The organism is Microbacterium jejuense, from assembly GCF_019511665.1.
Taxonomy (GTDB): Bacteria; Actinomycetota; Actinomycetes; order Actinomycetales; family Microbacteriaceae; genus Microbacterium; species Microbacterium jejuense_A.
Genome location: NZ_JAEUAW010000003.1, coordinates 323,697 through 337,933, shown reverse-complemented (window position 1 = coordinate 337,933; position 14,237 = coordinate 323,697). Strand labels below are relative to the sequence as shown.

At 68.5% G+C, this 14,237-nt stretch carries 29 protein-coding genes; 26 read left to right on the top strand and 3 right to left on the bottom strand.

The window, feature by feature from the left end; genetic code table 11:
* Nucleotides 1–20 precede the first annotated feature (20 nt).
* Nucleotides 21–323 carry a hypothetical protein gene (locus JNB62_RS05595; protein WP_220299873.1) on the bottom strand — a complete coding sequence of 101 codons (303 nt, stop codon included), beginning with the start codon at nucleotides 321–323 and terminating at the stop codon, nucleotides 21–23.
* 253 nt (nucleotides 324–576) lie between these two features.
* On the opposite strand from JNB62_RS05595, the gene JNB62_RS05590 reads away from it, so the two are divergent.
* From JNB62_RS05590 to JNB62_RS05500, 19 genes are read left to right on the top strand one after another with little or no spacing between them, the layout of a single operon-like run.
* Nucleotides 577–849, top strand: a complete 273-nt coding sequence (locus tag JNB62_RS05590) for a helix-turn-helix domain-containing protein (RefSeq protein ID WP_220299872.1) — start codon at nucleotides 577–579, stop codon at nucleotides 847–849.
* A complete protein-coding gene (locus JNB62_RS05585; protein WP_220299871.1) occupies nucleotides 846–989 on the top strand; it encodes a hypothetical protein in 144 nt (47 codons plus the stop codon). Before JNB62_RS05590 ends, JNB62_RS05585 begins: the two co-directional genes overlap by 4 nt.
* Nucleotides 986–1,231, top strand: coding sequence for a hypothetical protein (locus tag JNB62_RS05580; protein ID WP_220299870.1), 246 nt, complete (start codon nucleotides 986–988; stop codon nucleotides 1,229–1,231). Before JNB62_RS05585 ends, JNB62_RS05580 begins: the two co-directional genes overlap by 4 nt.
* Nucleotides 1,228–1,539 (top strand): hypothetical protein, encoded by a 312-nt coding sequence (locus JNB62_RS05575; RefSeq protein ID WP_220299869.1) that lies wholly within the window; start codon nucleotides 1,228–1,230, stop codon nucleotides 1,537–1,539. The genes JNB62_RS05580 and JNB62_RS05575 overlap by 4 nt, the downstream gene beginning before the upstream one ends.
* The gene (locus JNB62_RS05570; RefSeq protein WP_220299868.1) at nucleotides 1,536–1,733 is read left to right on the top strand and encodes a hypothetical protein; all 198 of its coding nucleotides are present in this window, start codon (nucleotides 1,536–1,538) and stop codon (nucleotides 1,731–1,733) included. The genes JNB62_RS05575 and JNB62_RS05570 overlap by 4 nt, the downstream gene beginning before the upstream one ends.
* Nucleotides 1,730–2,308: a hypothetical protein gene (locus JNB62_RS05565; protein ID WP_220299867.1), complete on the top strand. Its 579-nt coding sequence runs from the start codon at nucleotides 1,730–1,732 to the stop codon at nucleotides 2,306–2,308. Before JNB62_RS05570 ends, JNB62_RS05565 begins: the two co-directional genes overlap by 4 nt.
* A gap of 23 nt (nucleotides 2,309–2,331) precedes the next feature.
* Nucleotides 2,332–2,664, top strand: a complete 333-nt coding sequence (locus tag JNB62_RS05560; protein WP_220299866.1) for a hypothetical protein — start codon at nucleotides 2,332–2,334, stop codon at nucleotides 2,662–2,664.
* The gene (locus tag JNB62_RS05555; protein ID WP_220299865.1) at nucleotides 2,664–3,491 is read left to right on the top strand and encodes a hypothetical protein; all 828 of its coding nucleotides are present in this window, start codon (nucleotides 2,664–2,666) and stop codon (nucleotides 3,489–3,491) included. Before JNB62_RS05560 ends, JNB62_RS05555 begins: the two co-directional genes overlap by 1 nt.
* Nucleotides 3,488–4,354 carry a phage recombination protein Bet gene (bet, locus tag JNB62_RS05550; RefSeq protein ID WP_220299864.1) on the top strand — a complete coding sequence of 289 codons (867 nt, stop codon included), beginning with the start codon at nucleotides 3,488–3,490 and terminating at the stop codon, nucleotides 4,352–4,354. Before JNB62_RS05555 ends, bet begins: the two co-directional genes overlap by 4 nt.
* Nucleotides 4,351–4,548, top strand: a complete 198-nt coding sequence (locus JNB62_RS05545; RefSeq protein WP_220299863.1) for a hypothetical protein — start codon at nucleotides 4,351–4,353, stop codon at nucleotides 4,546–4,548. Before bet ends, JNB62_RS05545 begins: the two co-directional genes overlap by 4 nt.
* Entirely contained in the window at nucleotides 4,545–5,015 is a 471-nt protein-coding gene (locus JNB62_RS05540) for a hypothetical protein (RefSeq protein WP_220299862.1), read from the top strand. The genes JNB62_RS05545 and JNB62_RS05540 overlap by 4 nt, the downstream gene beginning before the upstream one ends.
* Nucleotides 5,015–5,416, top strand: coding sequence for a hypothetical protein (locus JNB62_RS05535; RefSeq protein ID WP_220299861.1), 402 nt, complete (start codon nucleotides 5,015–5,017; stop codon nucleotides 5,414–5,416). The genes JNB62_RS05540 and JNB62_RS05535 overlap by 1 nt, the downstream gene beginning before the upstream one ends.
* Nucleotides 5,416–6,174 carry a helix-turn-helix domain-containing protein gene (locus JNB62_RS05530; RefSeq protein WP_220299860.1) on the top strand — a complete coding sequence of 253 codons (759 nt, stop codon included), beginning with the start codon at nucleotides 5,416–5,418 and terminating at the stop codon, nucleotides 6,172–6,174. The genes JNB62_RS05535 and JNB62_RS05530 overlap by 1 nt, the downstream gene beginning before the upstream one ends.
* Complete coding sequence (locus JNB62_RS05525) at nucleotides 6,171–6,494, top strand: hypothetical protein (RefSeq protein ID WP_220299859.1); 324 nt, start codon at nucleotides 6,171–6,173, stop codon at nucleotides 6,492–6,494. The genes JNB62_RS05530 and JNB62_RS05525 overlap by 4 nt, the downstream gene beginning before the upstream one ends.
* Nucleotides 6,491–6,700: a hypothetical protein gene (locus JNB62_RS05520; protein WP_220299858.1), complete on the top strand. Its 210-nt coding sequence runs from the start codon at nucleotides 6,491–6,493 to the stop codon at nucleotides 6,698–6,700. Before JNB62_RS05525 ends, JNB62_RS05520 begins: the two co-directional genes overlap by 4 nt.
* On the top strand, nucleotides 6,700–7,449 hold the full coding sequence (locus tag JNB62_RS05515) for a site-specific DNA-methyltransferase (RefSeq protein ID WP_220299857.1): 750 nt from the start codon (nucleotides 6,700–6,702) through the stop codon (nucleotides 7,447–7,449). Before JNB62_RS05520 ends, JNB62_RS05515 begins: the two co-directional genes overlap by 1 nt.
* Nucleotides 7,446–8,696, top strand: a complete 1,251-nt coding sequence (locus tag JNB62_RS05510; protein WP_220299856.1) for an AAA family ATPase — start codon at nucleotides 7,446–7,448, stop codon at nucleotides 8,694–8,696. The genes JNB62_RS05515 and JNB62_RS05510 overlap by 4 nt, the downstream gene beginning before the upstream one ends.
* A gap of 13 nt (nucleotides 8,697–8,709) precedes the next feature.
* Entirely contained in the window at nucleotides 8,710–8,928 is a 219-nt protein-coding gene (locus tag JNB62_RS05505; RefSeq protein ID WP_220299855.1) for a hypothetical protein, read from the top strand.
* A complete protein-coding gene (locus JNB62_RS05500) occupies nucleotides 8,925–9,287 on the top strand; it encodes a hypothetical protein (RefSeq protein WP_220299854.1) in 363 nt (120 codons plus the stop codon). Before JNB62_RS05505 ends, JNB62_RS05500 begins: the two co-directional genes overlap by 4 nt.
* On the opposite strand, the gene JNB62_RS05495 is transcribed toward JNB62_RS05500, so the two are convergent.
* A complete protein-coding gene (locus JNB62_RS05495) occupies nucleotides 9,265–9,789 on the bottom strand; it encodes a hypothetical protein (RefSeq protein ID WP_220299853.1) in 525 nt (174 codons plus the stop codon). The two genes, JNB62_RS05500 and JNB62_RS05495, sit on opposite strands and share 23 nt — an antisense overlap.
* On the opposite strand from JNB62_RS05495, the gene JNB62_RS05490 reads away from it, so the two are divergent.
* From JNB62_RS05490 to JNB62_RS05460, 7 genes are all read left to right on the top strand, one after another.
* Complete coding sequence (locus JNB62_RS05490; RefSeq protein WP_220299852.1) at nucleotides 9,788–10,156, top strand: hypothetical protein; 369 nt, start codon at nucleotides 9,788–9,790, stop codon at nucleotides 10,154–10,156. The genes JNB62_RS05495 and JNB62_RS05490 overlap by 2 nt on opposite strands.
* A gap of 214 nt (nucleotides 10,157–10,370) precedes the next feature.
* Nucleotides 10,371–10,544, top strand: a complete 174-nt coding sequence (locus JNB62_RS05485) for a hypothetical protein (protein WP_220299851.1) — start codon at nucleotides 10,371–10,373, stop codon at nucleotides 10,542–10,544.
* A 154-nt stretch (nucleotides 10,545–10,698) separates the two neighbouring features.
* Nucleotides 10,699–11,967, top strand: coding sequence for an Lsr2 family protein (locus JNB62_RS05480; protein WP_220299850.1), 1,269 nt, complete (start codon nucleotides 10,699–10,701; stop codon nucleotides 11,965–11,967).
* Entirely contained in the window at nucleotides 11,964–12,776 is an 813-nt protein-coding gene (locus JNB62_RS05475) for a hypothetical protein (RefSeq protein WP_220299849.1), read from the top strand. Before JNB62_RS05480 ends, JNB62_RS05475 begins: the two co-directional genes overlap by 4 nt.
* Nucleotides 12,773–12,946, top strand: a complete 174-nt coding sequence (locus JNB62_RS05470; protein ID WP_220299848.1) for a hypothetical protein — start codon at nucleotides 12,773–12,775, stop codon at nucleotides 12,944–12,946. The genes JNB62_RS05475 and JNB62_RS05470 overlap by 4 nt, the downstream gene beginning before the upstream one ends.
* Entirely contained in the window at nucleotides 12,943–13,419 is a 477-nt protein-coding gene (locus JNB62_RS05465; protein ID WP_220299847.1) for a hypothetical protein, read from the top strand. Before JNB62_RS05470 ends, JNB62_RS05465 begins: the two co-directional genes overlap by 4 nt.
* Complete coding sequence (locus JNB62_RS05460) at nucleotides 13,416–13,667, top strand: hypothetical protein (RefSeq protein WP_220299846.1); 252 nt, start codon at nucleotides 13,416–13,418, stop codon at nucleotides 13,665–13,667. The genes JNB62_RS05465 and JNB62_RS05460 overlap by 4 nt, the downstream gene beginning before the upstream one ends.
* Here JNB62_RS05460 and JNB62_RS05455 read toward each other — a convergent pair.
* Nucleotides 13,629–14,207: a hypothetical protein gene (locus JNB62_RS05455; RefSeq protein ID WP_220299845.1), complete on the bottom strand. Its 579-nt coding sequence runs from the start codon at nucleotides 14,205–14,207 to the stop codon at nucleotides 13,629–13,631. The two genes, JNB62_RS05460 and JNB62_RS05455, sit on opposite strands and share 39 nt — an antisense overlap.
* Between the last annotated feature and the right edge of the window lie 30 nt (nucleotides 14,208–14,237).

Here is a 14,237-nt window from a genome sequence, read left to right as displayed (position 1 = left end):
CCTTCCCCCTTGTTGTCTTGCTAGGCGTTGTCGAAGTCGGCGTCCGTCTCCTGAGGAGACTCGACGATCGACTCGTTCGCGACCTCGGCAAGATCCTGCGACGAACCCCCGACACCGAACGGAGCCTGGATTACCTCACCGGCCCTCGTCACGGCCTCGCCGATAGGAGCGTCGAAAAGTGGTGACAGCTCGACAACGCCGAGGCGCCGGCCGACCTCGAACACGATCTGCTCGTCGGAGGCGGCGCGCAACGCGGTGTCGATGTCGCCCACGCCTGCATCGCTCGCCGCGAGGTGCCCAGTCGCGATGAGGTCGGCGAGCACCGATCGACCGTACGCTCGCGCGATGTCGCGCACCGACTCGAACGTGAGCTGATCGAGATTGATCTGACGGCTGAGCGTCGCCTGATGCACTCGCGCTCGTCGCGCGACCTCGCGCAGCGAGTCGGTTCCTCGGACTTCGTCAATCCACTTCATGGCGAGGTTCATGCCTCAAGCATGAGGCATTGGCGATTCATCTGCAAGGCAAATGTTTTATGCGCTTGACAGAGTGAATCGTGTATCAGACGATCGACTCATGAGTCATTCACTTGATGCGGCAGCGAGCCAGCCGACGATTCGGATTCGCCCGAACCTGCTCGAGCGGCTCAAGGACAACGCCGGCATCCGCACGGACGACGCGTTCGCGCGCACCATCGGGATCAGCCGCGCGACGCTCGATCGGCTCCGCATGGGTGGGGAACCGAACCTGCGCACAGTGATCCAGATCGCGCAGACCTTCGGACTCGGCCTTGGAGAGGTCGTTGTCTCGGAGAATGCCGCGTCCGAGCACGTGGCCGTGGCGTCATGACGATCTCGCCGCGGGTGCAGGTCACGCGCGAGGAAGCGCTGATGGCCGCCGCCGAGGTCCTCGTCGACATCGCTGTACGGGTCGAGACAGAGAAGGCGCTCGCCGCCGCAGCCGTCGAGCCGACGGAGCGTGCCGCATGACCGCCACCCAGAACCCGACGTCGTTCCCCAGCGTCGTCGCAGCGGCACGGTTCCCCGACGCCGTCGCCGCACCGTCCGGGGCGCTCGCAGCGTCCCCCAGCGCTCCCGGTACGAGCGCCCCGGACGCACCCCACCGCTTCCTCGACAGCGTGGCGACGTGGCTCGTCGCGGCCGCGATCTTCGCAGGCCTCGAGCTCGGCATCCCCGCGCTGATCGGACTCACGATCGGAGCAGCACGATGACCATCACCTCGAAGGCAACCGACCGACCTGTCGTCAGCCTCGATGTCGCACGCGCGGTGCTCTGGCATTTCGGCGACACGAACCTCGGGCAGGAGCCCGGCCACTTCACCTCACGCCTACTGATGCTCGCGTCGGCCGCTGACGAGGACAACCTCGCGAAGCTGCGTGCCGAGTGGCCTGAGCTGATCTACGCGTGGGAGAGCGTCGCACGGAAGCCGTGGGGCCTGGACTGGCTGCGCGGGATCGCGAAGGACTACCTCGACGCCCGTGAGCTCGGGCTCGACTTCTTCATGGTGGAGGAGTCGTGAAGCGCCGGATGCGGATCCGGTCGGCCGCGCATCTCGACCGTCCGCGCCCGGTGCCTGCGCACCGCGCGGTCGGCGGCCCGATCCGTCTTGTGTTCGTCGACGACCGGCACGAGGTCATCGCGGCCGCCGCGGCGACGCTGACTGGCCTGATCGCGCTCGGCGCGCTCGCTTTCGGTGTGGCGGTACTCGCATGACCGTCGTACTCGGCATCGACCCGTCACTGACGTGCACGGGTGTCGCGATGCTGACGTGGCACGAGGGAACCGACTTCCCCGGCCCGAACTGGTCGACGTGGCGCGCCCGCTCGCAGGCGCTCCCGAAGGACTTCCCGGCGGCCGAGGTCGTGCCGGCCACGCGGCGCCGCATTCGCATTGTGCTGCGCGAGACCCTCGCGCTCGTGCCGGCGCGGGTCGACCTGGCCGTCATCGAGGGCCCGTCGCGCGGCTCGAAGGGCGGCATGAGCGACGAGCGCGCCGCTGTGCGGTGGTTCCTTGTGGACCAGCTGCTCGCCCGTGGTCCCGTCGTCGTGCTCACGCCGAAGCAGCGTGCACTCTTCGGGTCCGACGACGGCAATGCGGACAAGGCGAAGGTGCGCGAGGCGGTGCGGGCGCAGTTCCCCGACGTGCACGTGCCCGACGACAACGTGGCAGACGCCGTCGCGCTCGCCGCGGCGGGCGCGTACCGGCTGGGGTTCCCGGTCGAATACACGGCCCACCAGATCAAGGCGCACGCGAGGGTCGCGTGGCCGCAGGAGACAGCGGCCGCGTAGGCCGCTGGGAATGGATGAGAGAGATGGAAACGAAGCCGACGAGCTTCGCGCGGGGTGTTCCCGCGGAGCAACGCAACGGGTTCTACGGGATTGAGGACGAGCTGATCGCGGGTGCCCCGCAGGGTGAGCCCATCGTCGCGATCGCGGTGTACGCGGTCGACGAGGTCGTGTCGAAGGAGCTGGCGGGGGAGCAGTACCCGGTCGTGAAGATCGTGCACCTCGAGCCGCTGCGTGGCGCGAAGGACGTCACCGCGGCGCTGAAGCTGCGTGACGCGGCGTACAAGGCGCGCACGTCGCAGGACGCGCTCGACCTGGGCGACGTCGACGACGACACCCGCGGGGAGGGCGACGACTGATGGGCACGCGCACGCAGACCCAGCTCGCCGGTATCTCGGCGGGCCGCTTCCGTCGCCGCAACTACGGCCGCAACCACGGCTACCTGCTCGACGGGCAGAAGATCATCAGCGTCACGAAGGCGCTCAGCCTCGGGATGCCGAAGCCGGCGCTCATCAACTGGGCGGCATCCGAGGCAGCGCAGCTCGCGTGGGACAAGAAGGACGAGCTCGCGTCGGCACCGTACTCGGAGTTCATCGCGACGGTCGCTAAGGCGCACGAGCGGAAGCGGAACACCGCGGCCGTGAAGGGCACCGCGGTTCACAACTTCGGGCAGCGGCTCGTGCACGGCGAGAAGGTCGACGGGATCCCCGACGAGGTGGCCGCGAAGGTCGACCAGTACGTGCGATTCCTCAACGAGTGGCAGGTCGTGCCGCTCGCCGTCGAGCGCCCGATCTGCAACCTCGACGAGCCGTACGGCGGCACGTTCGACCTCGTCTTCACGTCGCCCCTTCTCCCGGGCCGGGTGTTCCTCGGCGACATCAAGACCGCGAAGGGCGTGTACGGCGACAACGCACTGCAGCTGGAGGCGTACAGCCGCGCCGACTTCTACATCGACAACGACGAGTCCGAGGTCGAGATGTCCACTCTCGGGATCACCGATCACGTCGTCATCCACCTGGAGGACGACCGGTACCACGTCGTCGAGATGGAGCACGGCGACGCGGTGTTCGAGTCGTTCCGAACCGCGGTCGCGATGGCTCGACTGTTCGACGGGCCGCGCGGTGAGACGGAGCTCGACGCGCTCGTCGTCGGCGAGATCTTCAAGCCGGGGGAGGCGTGGCTGTGACCGACACGCTCGAACTCGCGACGCTCCCTAAGACGGCCGACGCGACGAAGTGGACCGACGACGAGAAGGCGATGCTCGAGGCTGCGGGCCTCGTGATCCGCAAGGGCAACCAGCCCCCGGAGCCGGCGCCTCGCCCGACGGTGATCGCGTTCCTGCAGCACTGTCACCGCACCGGCCTCGACCCGATCGCTAAGCAGATCTACGCGATCAAGCGCGGGTCGACGTGGGGCATCCAGATCAGCATCGACGGGGCTCGCCTCGTTGCGCAGCGCTCCGGCCAGTACCAAGGCCAGACGCCGGTCCAGTGGACGGCGGACGGTGTGACCTGGACCGACGTGTGGCTCGGTGACGGATACCCCGCAGCGGCGCGCGTAGGCGTCCGTCGCTGGGGCTTCGAGGAGCCGCTGTACGCAGTCGCCCGCTGGTCGTCGTACGTCGTGATGGATGACGAGTGGGAGGGCACGTACCCGAACCGCCGCAAGACCGGCAAGCAGACCGTGTCGGCGATGTGGGCGCGCATGCCTGACGTGATGCTCGCGAAGGTCGCCGAGATGCTCGCGCTTCGAAAGGCGTTCCCGATGGAGCTGTCCGGCCTGTACTCGGCCGAGGAGATGGCTCAGGCGGACAACGGCGAGCCGACGGCGCCGCGCACGCCGCGCCAGTCGGCGCCGACGCTGCAGCCCGGCACCCGTTCGGCGCAGCGCGACGTCGCGTCGATTGACGAACCGGCCGAGGCGGTCATCGAGCCCGAGCTGTTCCAGTGTGCGCGCTGTGGCGAGCCCGATGTCGCCGCCGAGGAGGGCGCGATCTGTGACCAGTGTGAGGTCGAGGTGCAGCGAGAGATCCAGGAGTCGCAGTCATGACCCCGACACTGACCCGGTGCCGTGCGCGTGACGTGCGCATCGGCGACGAGGTGGAGCAGGTCGGCGAGATGGTCGACGTCACGAACGTGGTGTCGGGTGCGAACGGTCAGGTGTACGTGGTGACTGAGTCGAGGAACGGCACGATCGTCGTCGTCGAGCGGGACCCGGGCGAGCTCGTGAGCGTGTGGCGATGACGACGGTCGAGACGCAGGACGAGCTGCTCACCTGGCCGAACGGCGCTGTCGTCGACGTGGAGTCGATCCACGGGTACGCCGAGGACGCTCGCCGGGTCGCGATCTCGCCGCTCGACGACGGTGCGATCCGGACGCCGGACTGGGTGATCAGCGAACTGCAGGCCGTCTCTGAGCAGGCGGCGCGCATGGTGCACGTGATCCTGAAGGCGGAGGAGTTCAAGCGGAAGGCCGCGACCCGCCTTGAGCGGGCGCGTGCGACTGCACGGCGAGCGAACGCCGACCTCGTGGGCGCTCAGCAGTCAGCGGCTGTCGTGCTCGCGACGACGGCGGAGAAGGACGCGTACGACGACGCGGTGACCGCGTTCGAGTACGCGCGGCGTGCAGGGAACCTGCTGAAGGACTACACGGGCCGGGTGCAGTCGATCGGCAAGCAGGTCGAGCTGACGTACCGCAACGGGAGCCTGTGATGGGCGCCGGCGACTTCACCCCGCAGACCGTTCGTACGGCGTTCTTCGACCGCGAGAAGGAGCGGTGCTTCGTGTGCCGCACGCCGCTCCGGTGGGAGGACCGCGGCATCGGCTGGTCGGCGCACCACCGGAAGCCGCGCGGCGCCGGCGGCACGTCCGACCCGCGGATCGGGTCGATCGCCAACTGCCTGATCCTCTGCGGGTCCGGCACGACGGGATGCCACGGCCGCATCGAACGGAACCGTGAGGTCGCGAAGGCGGTCGGGCTGCTTATCCCCGGCAACACGACGACGGAGGAGTACGCACCCGCATCTGTGCGGGTGAGGCGGATGGACAAGACGTGGTGGCTGCTCACGGAGAGCGGCCGCGCCGTCGAGGTAGACGAAGGGATGGCGAGCTGATGGGAATCACTCGCGGACGGCTCGCGATCGACGAGCACTTCACGGCAGTGCCGAACGAGTGGGCGCGTGACGCGCGACTCTCGCGGCGTGCCCGTGGACTGCTGGTCGAGGTGATGTCGCACCGGGTGGGCTGGCACGTCACGATCCGGTCGCTCGCGAACGCTGGCAAGGAAGGTCGCGACGCGATCCAGTCGGCGCTGACAGAGCTGCTGGAGCACGGTTACGTGAAGCGCAGTCAGACCCGCGCGGGCGGGAAGTTCGCCGAGATCGAGTACGAGCTGTGCGACCCGCCCACCGTGGCCGGGTTTCCCGTACACGGTGAAACCGTGTCCGGTTTTCCCGTGTCCGGTGAATCCGCCACAAAGAAGAACATCTCTTCAGAAGACCATCTGTCAGAAGACCAGCCACAAGAGCTTTCCCTCATCGCGGCCGTCTCGTTCGAGGACTTCTGGGCGGTGTGGCCGAAGAAGGTCGCGAAGCCGGACGCCCTGCGCGCGTGGACGAAGGCGACGAAGAAGGTGGCGGGGGAGCGGATCGTCGAGGCCGCGATCGCGTACCGCGACAACCCGGGTATCCCGGACAGGCTGTTCATCCCGTACCCGGCGACGTGGCTCAACCGTGCTGGTTGGGATGACGAGCTTCCGCAGCCTCGTGGCGGTGGTGTCGCTGCACCGGATGCCCGGGTCCTCGACGGGATCGACCGTGGCCGGCGCCTGGCGGCGCTCGCCGAAGCACAGCAGGGAGAACTGACCGCATGAACATTCAGGAGACGAACCAGCTGCTCATCCGCATGCAGGTGATCGACAACCGGCAGATCGGTGACTCGACGGTGCTCGCGTGGCATGAGCTCGTCGCCGACCTCGACTACGCGACCGCGGTGGAAGCGGTCAAGCTGCACCAGCGGGAGTCGACGGCGTACCTGACGCCGGCCCACGTCCGCGCGAACGTCGAGCGGATCCTGCTCGCCGGCGTCGAGGGACGCGAGGACGAGTTCGGCAACGAGCTGGACGTCGACGAGCCCGCGCTCGCCGCCCACCGACGACTGACCTCGGCGCGAGCGATCGGGGTGACGTCGTGATCGTGATGACCGCGATGTTCGCGACGAAGTGCGACGCATGCGGCGGGATGATCCAGCCCGGTCAGAAGATCGGCGCGCTGCCGGACGGCGACTGGACGCACGTCGTGTGCCCGCCGGCGAAGTTCGACATCACCCGTGACGTGTGCCCGGAGTGCTTCACGGAGCGTTCGGTGACCGGCGCATGCATGTGCCCGGAGGTGGCGTGATGACGGTCGTCTACCAGGACGAGTGGGTCACTCTCCACCACGCGGACTACCGGGACGCGCTCGGCGAGCTGCGCGCGGACGCCGTGATCACCGACCCGCCCTATGGCGAGACTTCCCTCGCCTGGGACCGCTGGGCCGACGGGTGGTTGTCCGATGCCGCCCGAGTCACCGACACGCTCTGGTGCTGGGGATCGTTCCGCATGTTTCACGACCACGCGGCCGAGTTCGCTGCCGATTGGAAGCTCGCGCAGGACCGGGTGTGGGAGAAGCACAACGGTTCGTCGCTCGCCAACGACCGGTTCCGCCGTGTGCACGAGCTCGCGACGCACTGGTACCGCGGCGACTGGGCCGACATCCGTCACGAGGTGCCCACGACGCCGGACGCGACACCGCGCGCAGTGAAGCGTCGTGCGACAAAGGGTGAGCACCAGGGCGCGCGCGGCGCATCGTCGTACGTGACCGAGGTAGGCGGCCCACGGCTGATGCGCTCGGTGCAGTTCGCCCGCTCGGAGCACGGGCGAGCGATCCACCCGACGCAGAAGCCGCTCGCCGTCGTCACGCCGCTGATCGAGTACAGCGTCGCGCCGGGCGGCGTGGTCGTCGACCTGTTCGCGGGTTCGGCGTCCGTCGCCGTCGCAGCGCGCCAGGCGGGCCGCCGCTGTGTCGCCTTCGAAGTCCGCGCGGACTACGCCGAGCGTGCCGCGCAGCGCCTCGCATCCGAGCTCGTGTTCGAGGAGGCGGCGTCGTGAGCGACTTCGACGACGTGCCGCCCGAGGACCCGTACGTCACGGCCGTGAAGGTCGACCCGCTGACCACGGCCGAGCGGTACGTGATCGGCGCGATTCTCGCCGACCAGCGCGTCGCCCGCGATGTTCAGACGCGCCTGAGCCCGGGCGACTTCCACGACATGCGGCTCGGCGCGATCTACGCGGGCATGCTGCAGATGATTGGCGCCGGGCAGCCGGTCGACTTCCTCACCGTGTGGGATCAGCTCGCCGCGTGGGATGTGCGGGGCATCGAGGTACAGGACCTCAGCGAGTGGGTGTCGAGCGTCCCCACGGCGACGTCGGGCGCGTACTACGCAGGCATGGTCCGTGACGCGTCCACCCGCCGCCTGATCGCCGCTGTCGGTGCGAGGCTGCAGACGGCGACCGGCAACCCGGCGGCCGCGCTCGAAGCCGCCGTCGACGACCTCCGCCGGATCCGCGACGTCGACACCACCGAGGGCGACAAGGTCAGGTGGCTGCGGGACGTGCTCGACGTGCCCGAATCTGATGACGCGTACGACTGGGTCATCCCGAACGTTCTCGAACGGCAGGACCGGCTCATGCTGTCCGCGGGGGAGGGCGTCGGCAAGTCGACGCTGCTGCGGCAGTTCGCGGTGCTGTCGGCCGCCGGCATCCACCCGTTCGACTTCCGACCGATGGACCCGATCCGGGTGCTCGTCGTCGACGCGGAGAACAGCGAACGGCAGTGGCGGCGCGCGACCCGCACGCTCGCCGACCAGGCGACCCAGCGAGGCGCACGCGACCCGCGCGGCAACATCGGCCTCCACTGTGTCGGCGTCATGGACATCACGAAGTCCCGCGACCTCGGACGCATCCACAAGTGGATGGACGACGTCGACCCGCAGCTCGTCGTGCTTGGCCCGTTGTACCGCATGGTCGGCGGCAACCCGATGGACAAGGACACCGAGGTGTCGCCGGTGCTGGCCGCGCTCGAGTCCATCCGTGAGCGCGATGTCGCGATGCTCATCGAGGTACACGCCGGACACGCCCGGTCGACGTCGGGCGAACGCGAGCTGCGACCGCGCGGGTCGTCGGCGCTGCTCGGCTGGCCGGAGTTCGGCCTCGGCCTACGGCGCAACAAGGAGCGGCAGTGGAACCGCGCCACGTACAGCCTCGTGCGCTGGCGAGGCGACCGCGACCGCCGCGACTGGCCGACGCTCGTGCGCGGCTCCAGCTGGCCCTGGGAACCAACGATCACCACCGTCTGAGAGGACACGAAGCATGGCCACCACCACCAAACCGAAGACGCCGCGGATCGTCGATCTGCTCGCGGAGCTCGTCGCCGAGCTGCGCCTCGCGAACCGCATCCAGGCGCTGCAGCTCGGGACGACCGCGCTCGAGCACGACAAGGGCGCCCGCACGACGACCGGGGAGGCGCGAGCTCGGGTCGACCGTCGTAACGCGCTGCGCGCCGAGATCCGAGAGGGGCTGGGACTGTGAGCATCGAAGCATCGATCGTCGTGACCCTCGCCGAGGTCGAGGTCGACGACGAGTACCAGGTCGTACTGCGTACCCGGAAGAAACTCACGCAGCTGACGCCGGACGAGGCGGTGCGGCTCGCGGCCGAGCTGGTCGACGCGGCGAAGGAGTCGGAGTCGTCACTGCACGTCGACCTTGCTCGGTCGATCGTGAGGGCGCACGGGTTCGACGTCGCACCGATCTGTCGTGAGTGCTCGGAGGGGAAGCACACCGCGTGCACGGGCATCGCGCTCGTCGACCGCGACGACGTCGAGGAGCACGCATGCGGCTGTTCCCGCGCCGATCATCAGACCGACGTCATGCCGAAGGACCGGTGGTGAGCGTGTCCATCCACTTGGACGCGTCGAACGAGTCGGTCCACATTCCATGCACATCGGCCGGCATGTTTCGGACGAAGTCGCGCGTGCGCGCCTTCCCGCGCAGCCACTCATCCAGCCCGTTCTGCACGAAGAGTGCGGCCTTGGCGGCGATCACGTGCTGGCGAGTGGCCAGCGCACGGCCCATCATGATGATCGCCCACTTCGCGACGGGGAGATCGCGACTGGGCAAGTGCGCAGCAAAGATCAGACTCTGCTGGGCGAACGAAACAGAGGCTTCGCGAAACTCTGTTGCGTTGACAGGTGCCGTGGCAGCGAACCCAAGCCGCGTAACAGCTTCGATCATCGCGGCCGTCTCCGCTTGGATGCGCGACCTCACCGCAGAGCGGCGCTCGGCGCTGGCGATCCAAATCGCGAGAGCCGCGCTGACGAGAATGGCGACCCCGGGGACGACTACCGATCCCACGAAGTCGAACGGCTGGACGATCACGATCTCTGGCGGCATGTCCCGCACTCTAGCGGGCACCCATCTCTCGGCAGCCGAGGTGTTGTCGCCGTCCGAGCAGGACGAGGCGACTCGGTTTGGCATCCACGACCCGGAAGCGTTCGAGCAGATCCGTGAGCACTACGACGAGTCGGTGCCGTGCCTCGCCGACGGCTGCACGAACCCGGCGACCCTGCGGTCCGTGAAGACCTGCTGCGGCAAGGACGAGACGCTGTGCCTTTACCACCTTGAAGTTGGTCGGGCGATCATTGAGCGAAACCTCGTGCTCTGCGTCGCGATGGGCCACTTCCCGAGCTGCACCGAGTGTGGTCACGTCTTCCCGCTGACGGTGACGTTCGAGGACGCGTACCGGGTGGTGGAACTGTGAGCGCCGGGCCGATCCACCAGGACCGCCGCGGCCATGTCGCGCCGGCGGCGACGACCACGGCGAAGGACCGTGTGTGCGCCGATGGGCGAGGGCTGAACGCGACGCTCGGGCGGGCGTACTGCGGCCGGTCGTCGTCGAAGCGCACACCGTCCTGGGATGACGTGACGTGCTCGGAGTGCCACGCCGCCCGACGCGCTGACGAGGAGGCAGGACGATGAACGACGAGCCCGTGGGTGTCGAGCAGGCGGCCAAGGAAACGATGATCCAGGCCGACGCTCGGAAGCACACCTTCCCGTTCCCGGGCGGCCCGTGCGTGTTCTGCGGCGTCTTCCAGCAGAACGCCGAGTACGACGTGTGCCGCCTCGAACAGAGCGGGGCTGAGCGATGAACCCCAGGTGTGGGTGTCTGCCCGGGACGCCGGAGAACGGCTGGCACGAGGTCCGCTCGGCAGCGTGCCGCAACGCCGAGCGCGCAGCCTTCGCGCGAGCGATCGCTCGGGTGCCCGAGATCACCCAGCAACTGCCCGCGAAACAGGAGCAGCGATGAGCGCCGTCGACCGTCTGGAGGACGGCTACCCACACGGCACAGTCGAAGGCTTCGACAACGGATGCCGTGGCGGCTACTGCCCCGGCGAGGAGGAGCACGGCATCTCGTGCCGTCGCGCGAAGCACCTCGCCGCCGGCGACTGGCGATACAGCCGACTCGTCGCACAGGGCCTCACTCCGGCGCAGATCGCCGCCGAGCTCGGCGAGACACCGCACGAGCACCCCGCGCCCGAACCGCGGCGCACCGTCCCCGACGAAGAGGACGAAGACGTGCAGGTCGATGACCTGGACGAAGAACCGATCGAGGGAGAGGACCCGATCATGAACACCACCACCGCGCCGTCGCCGGCGACCATCATCAAGTCCCGCAAGCCGGAGCCGCAGGACGTGCCCGAGTGGCCCGAGGAGGCCAGTGAAAGTTCTGGCACATCGGATCAGGCGACCGCCGAGCCGGACGAACAGTCGGCCGAACTGGACCTGACGCCCGCGACGATCCGCGCCTGGGCCCGAGGCACGGGCATGCCGGTGAACGTGAAGGGCAGCGTACGCAGGGACGTCGTCGAGGCGTACAAGCTCGCGCACGGACACATCACGGTCGAGGTTCCCGCCGAGGCCAGCGAGACATGGCCAGGCAACGACGGCGACCGTGTCGATGCTGACCCGACCCACGGCCGCGTCGACAAGGACATCCAGGAGAAGGTCGACGCGATGCAGCCGAGCACGCTAGGCCAGCGTGTCGCGATGGAGCAGACGCTGCAGGACCAGCGCGATGAGCTCGCCGCGCTGAACGCGGAAGCGGACGGCGAGCCTGATCTGATTCCCACCGTCGAGGAGTATGGGTCGCGGCTGCGAGCCATCCAGCAGCGACAGGTCGAGAAGGGCTACACGCCCGAGCACGACGACGCCCACGGCGTCCGCCATCTCCTGAACTGGGCGATCGACTACGCCCGCCGAGGGCGCACTGATGATGCCGCAGGACTGGTGCTGTCAGCCCTCGGCAGCCTCGACCGTACGGAGGCGCACGTCGTCGTGCACGGCCCGGTCGCCGACATGGAGACTCGCGCGCAGCTGTTCAACGAGGGATGGGACGAAGCACGCCGCCAGTCCGTCGAGGTCACCATCGAGGCGCTCGCGGAGTCGCTGGAGTTCGCGCTCATGCAGTGGGCTGCGGCGATGGACCGCGCGCAGGATGCCGAGGCGCGCGCGGACGCCGCGGAGCAGCAGCTCGCCGCCCGCCGCCCGTGGTGGAAGCGGCTCTCCGCGTGAACGTCCTCGCCCTCGACCCCGACGCGCAGCACCACGAGTGGGTGCGGTCCTTCACCTGGCACCTCGACATCGTGCCGCCACTGATCGAGGCGATCATTTGGTCGACGATGCCCAGCATCAAGGCAGCTCAGACCGACAAGGTTGTCGTGTCAGGCGGCGGGTTCATCGACAACATGACCACCGCGCTCGCAGCGTTCGACCAGTCGTCGGACGGGCGCGGCATCTCTCCGTCCGGAGCGGTCGCCGACGCTGAGTTGCTGTGGTGGGGCTTCGTCGACTACGCCCGCGCGGTCACCGCATGGCTCAACGCCGACGTGCTCGCACCGTGGGCTCCGATCCTCCCACCCCTGAGCGCCCAGCAGTGGAGCGCGAAGCCGAAGCCCGACGCCGACCCGCTATCGGCACGCGGGGAGGCGCTCATCGTCGTCGGCTGGCTTGTAGACCACGCAGACGCCGTCGCACAGGTCCCGGAGCTCACGGAGGCCATGGACGCCATGTTCGCCGAGATCCGGCGTCTTCGCGGCCGGTACGGCGTCCACCCGCGGCCCCGAGCGCAGCTGGAGCTCTGCAGCACGTGTGGGGAACGTCAGGTCGGGTTCGCGTGGGTGTCGAACCCGAACGGGTCACCGAAACCGATCCGTGTCGGCCGGTGCCGGCGATGCGGCGAGACGTACGAAGTCGCGCCCGCGCCCGTCGCCGCCGAGCCCGCGGTCGTGCTGTCAGAGACGTGCGCGGATGCCGCGCACGACCGGTGCGAGTCGGTGCACTGCGAGTGCTCGTGCCACCAGCGAGAGGCGAAGGCAGCATGAGCACCTGCGACATGTGCGGCAAGGCCTCCGACCTGCTCGTGCCGATGCTCGTCGACCTCGGCGGATCACCGTTCGACCCGCCCGCCGAGGAGGAATGGTGCCCCGAGTGTGTCGCCGATCTCGTCGTCGACGAGTTCACCGGCCTCGACGAATCGGAGGCGGCATCGTGACGAAGTGGCTCCACGGCGAGGTCACCGCCACATGCCCGACCTGCGGAGTCGACTGCGCACCGTGGCGCCGCCCCGTCAACCTCGACTGGCGCGACGACACCGAGCGGGAAGCCGGGCACCAGGCGGTCGCGCTCATGGCGCACCGGTACGAGGCCCACCGCGTCGAGGTGCACGTCGGCGACCTAGTCCGCTACTGGTCGCCGTGGCGCGGCCTGATCCTCGGCAGCGAGGTCTATGAGGTCGCCACGATCCGCGAGAACGACCACCACGAGTACGCCCGATCGATGGGCCCCGACGTCGAGCCGATGCTCGGCCTCAGCTACTCCCTCGTCAACCCCGCGCGTCGGGACGACAGATGCTTCCCGTTCGTCGGCGACCCCGACCGCCCCATCACGTTCGAACTCGTCGCCGAGGCACCGCCCGTCGAGCTCGACCTGCTCGACCTGCTCGGATGGGAACCGGTCGACGCATGACGATGCTCACCTACCGTCAGGCCGCCACCCGTGTGCGCCGGTCGATCAAGACGATCAAGCGGTGGCGTCGCAACGGCATGCCGATGGGCTGGGAGCTGCAGCACGGGCAGCGGGTACGCGTGGTCGACGAGGAGGTGCTCCTCGGATGGTTCCGCGGACGCCTCCTCGCCGACCCCGTGCATCAAGCGAGACTGAAAGCTACGCGAGTGTCACTCGGCGTAGAGATCATCCCGGAGCGAAGCGAATAGCGGAACTCGACGATCCGCCGGTGGCTCGATCGGCTGATAGGCGGGGATCGTCACGTCCCGTGTGATGCCGTCGTACTTCACGTGCAGCGTGAGGCCGAGCGCCTCCTGCACCTCTGGGGGGAACTTCGCGTCGAGCGACGTGATCGCCGACCGGTTGACCAGCTCCCAGCGTGTGACGCGAGCGGCCTCAGTCCCGGATTCAGCCTTCTCAATCTCTACGGATAGTGCGAACCGCGTTGTGAGCACGAAAACCCAAAGCGACCGTGCCTCGGTGATGTCGTAGGCGTATCGCTCATCGGGCAGTTCGTTGTCCCACCCGTACTCGGCGTAGACGACTTCTTCACCGTCGAGCCATAGCAGCATGCGCTTGTGCAGCTTCTCGGCCCATGCCGGAAAGCCCCAGCGGCCTCGCAGGCCATGCCATGTGTACTCTCGGGCGTCGGTGAGCGGTGTGTCATCCCCAGGTAGTGCCATCAGATCTTCCCCATTCCCCAGCTGGTCGGCGCTGGAAGCCCTCACGATAAACGACGTCGACGACACGCGAGCTCCGGCGTCGCATGTCCGAGACGG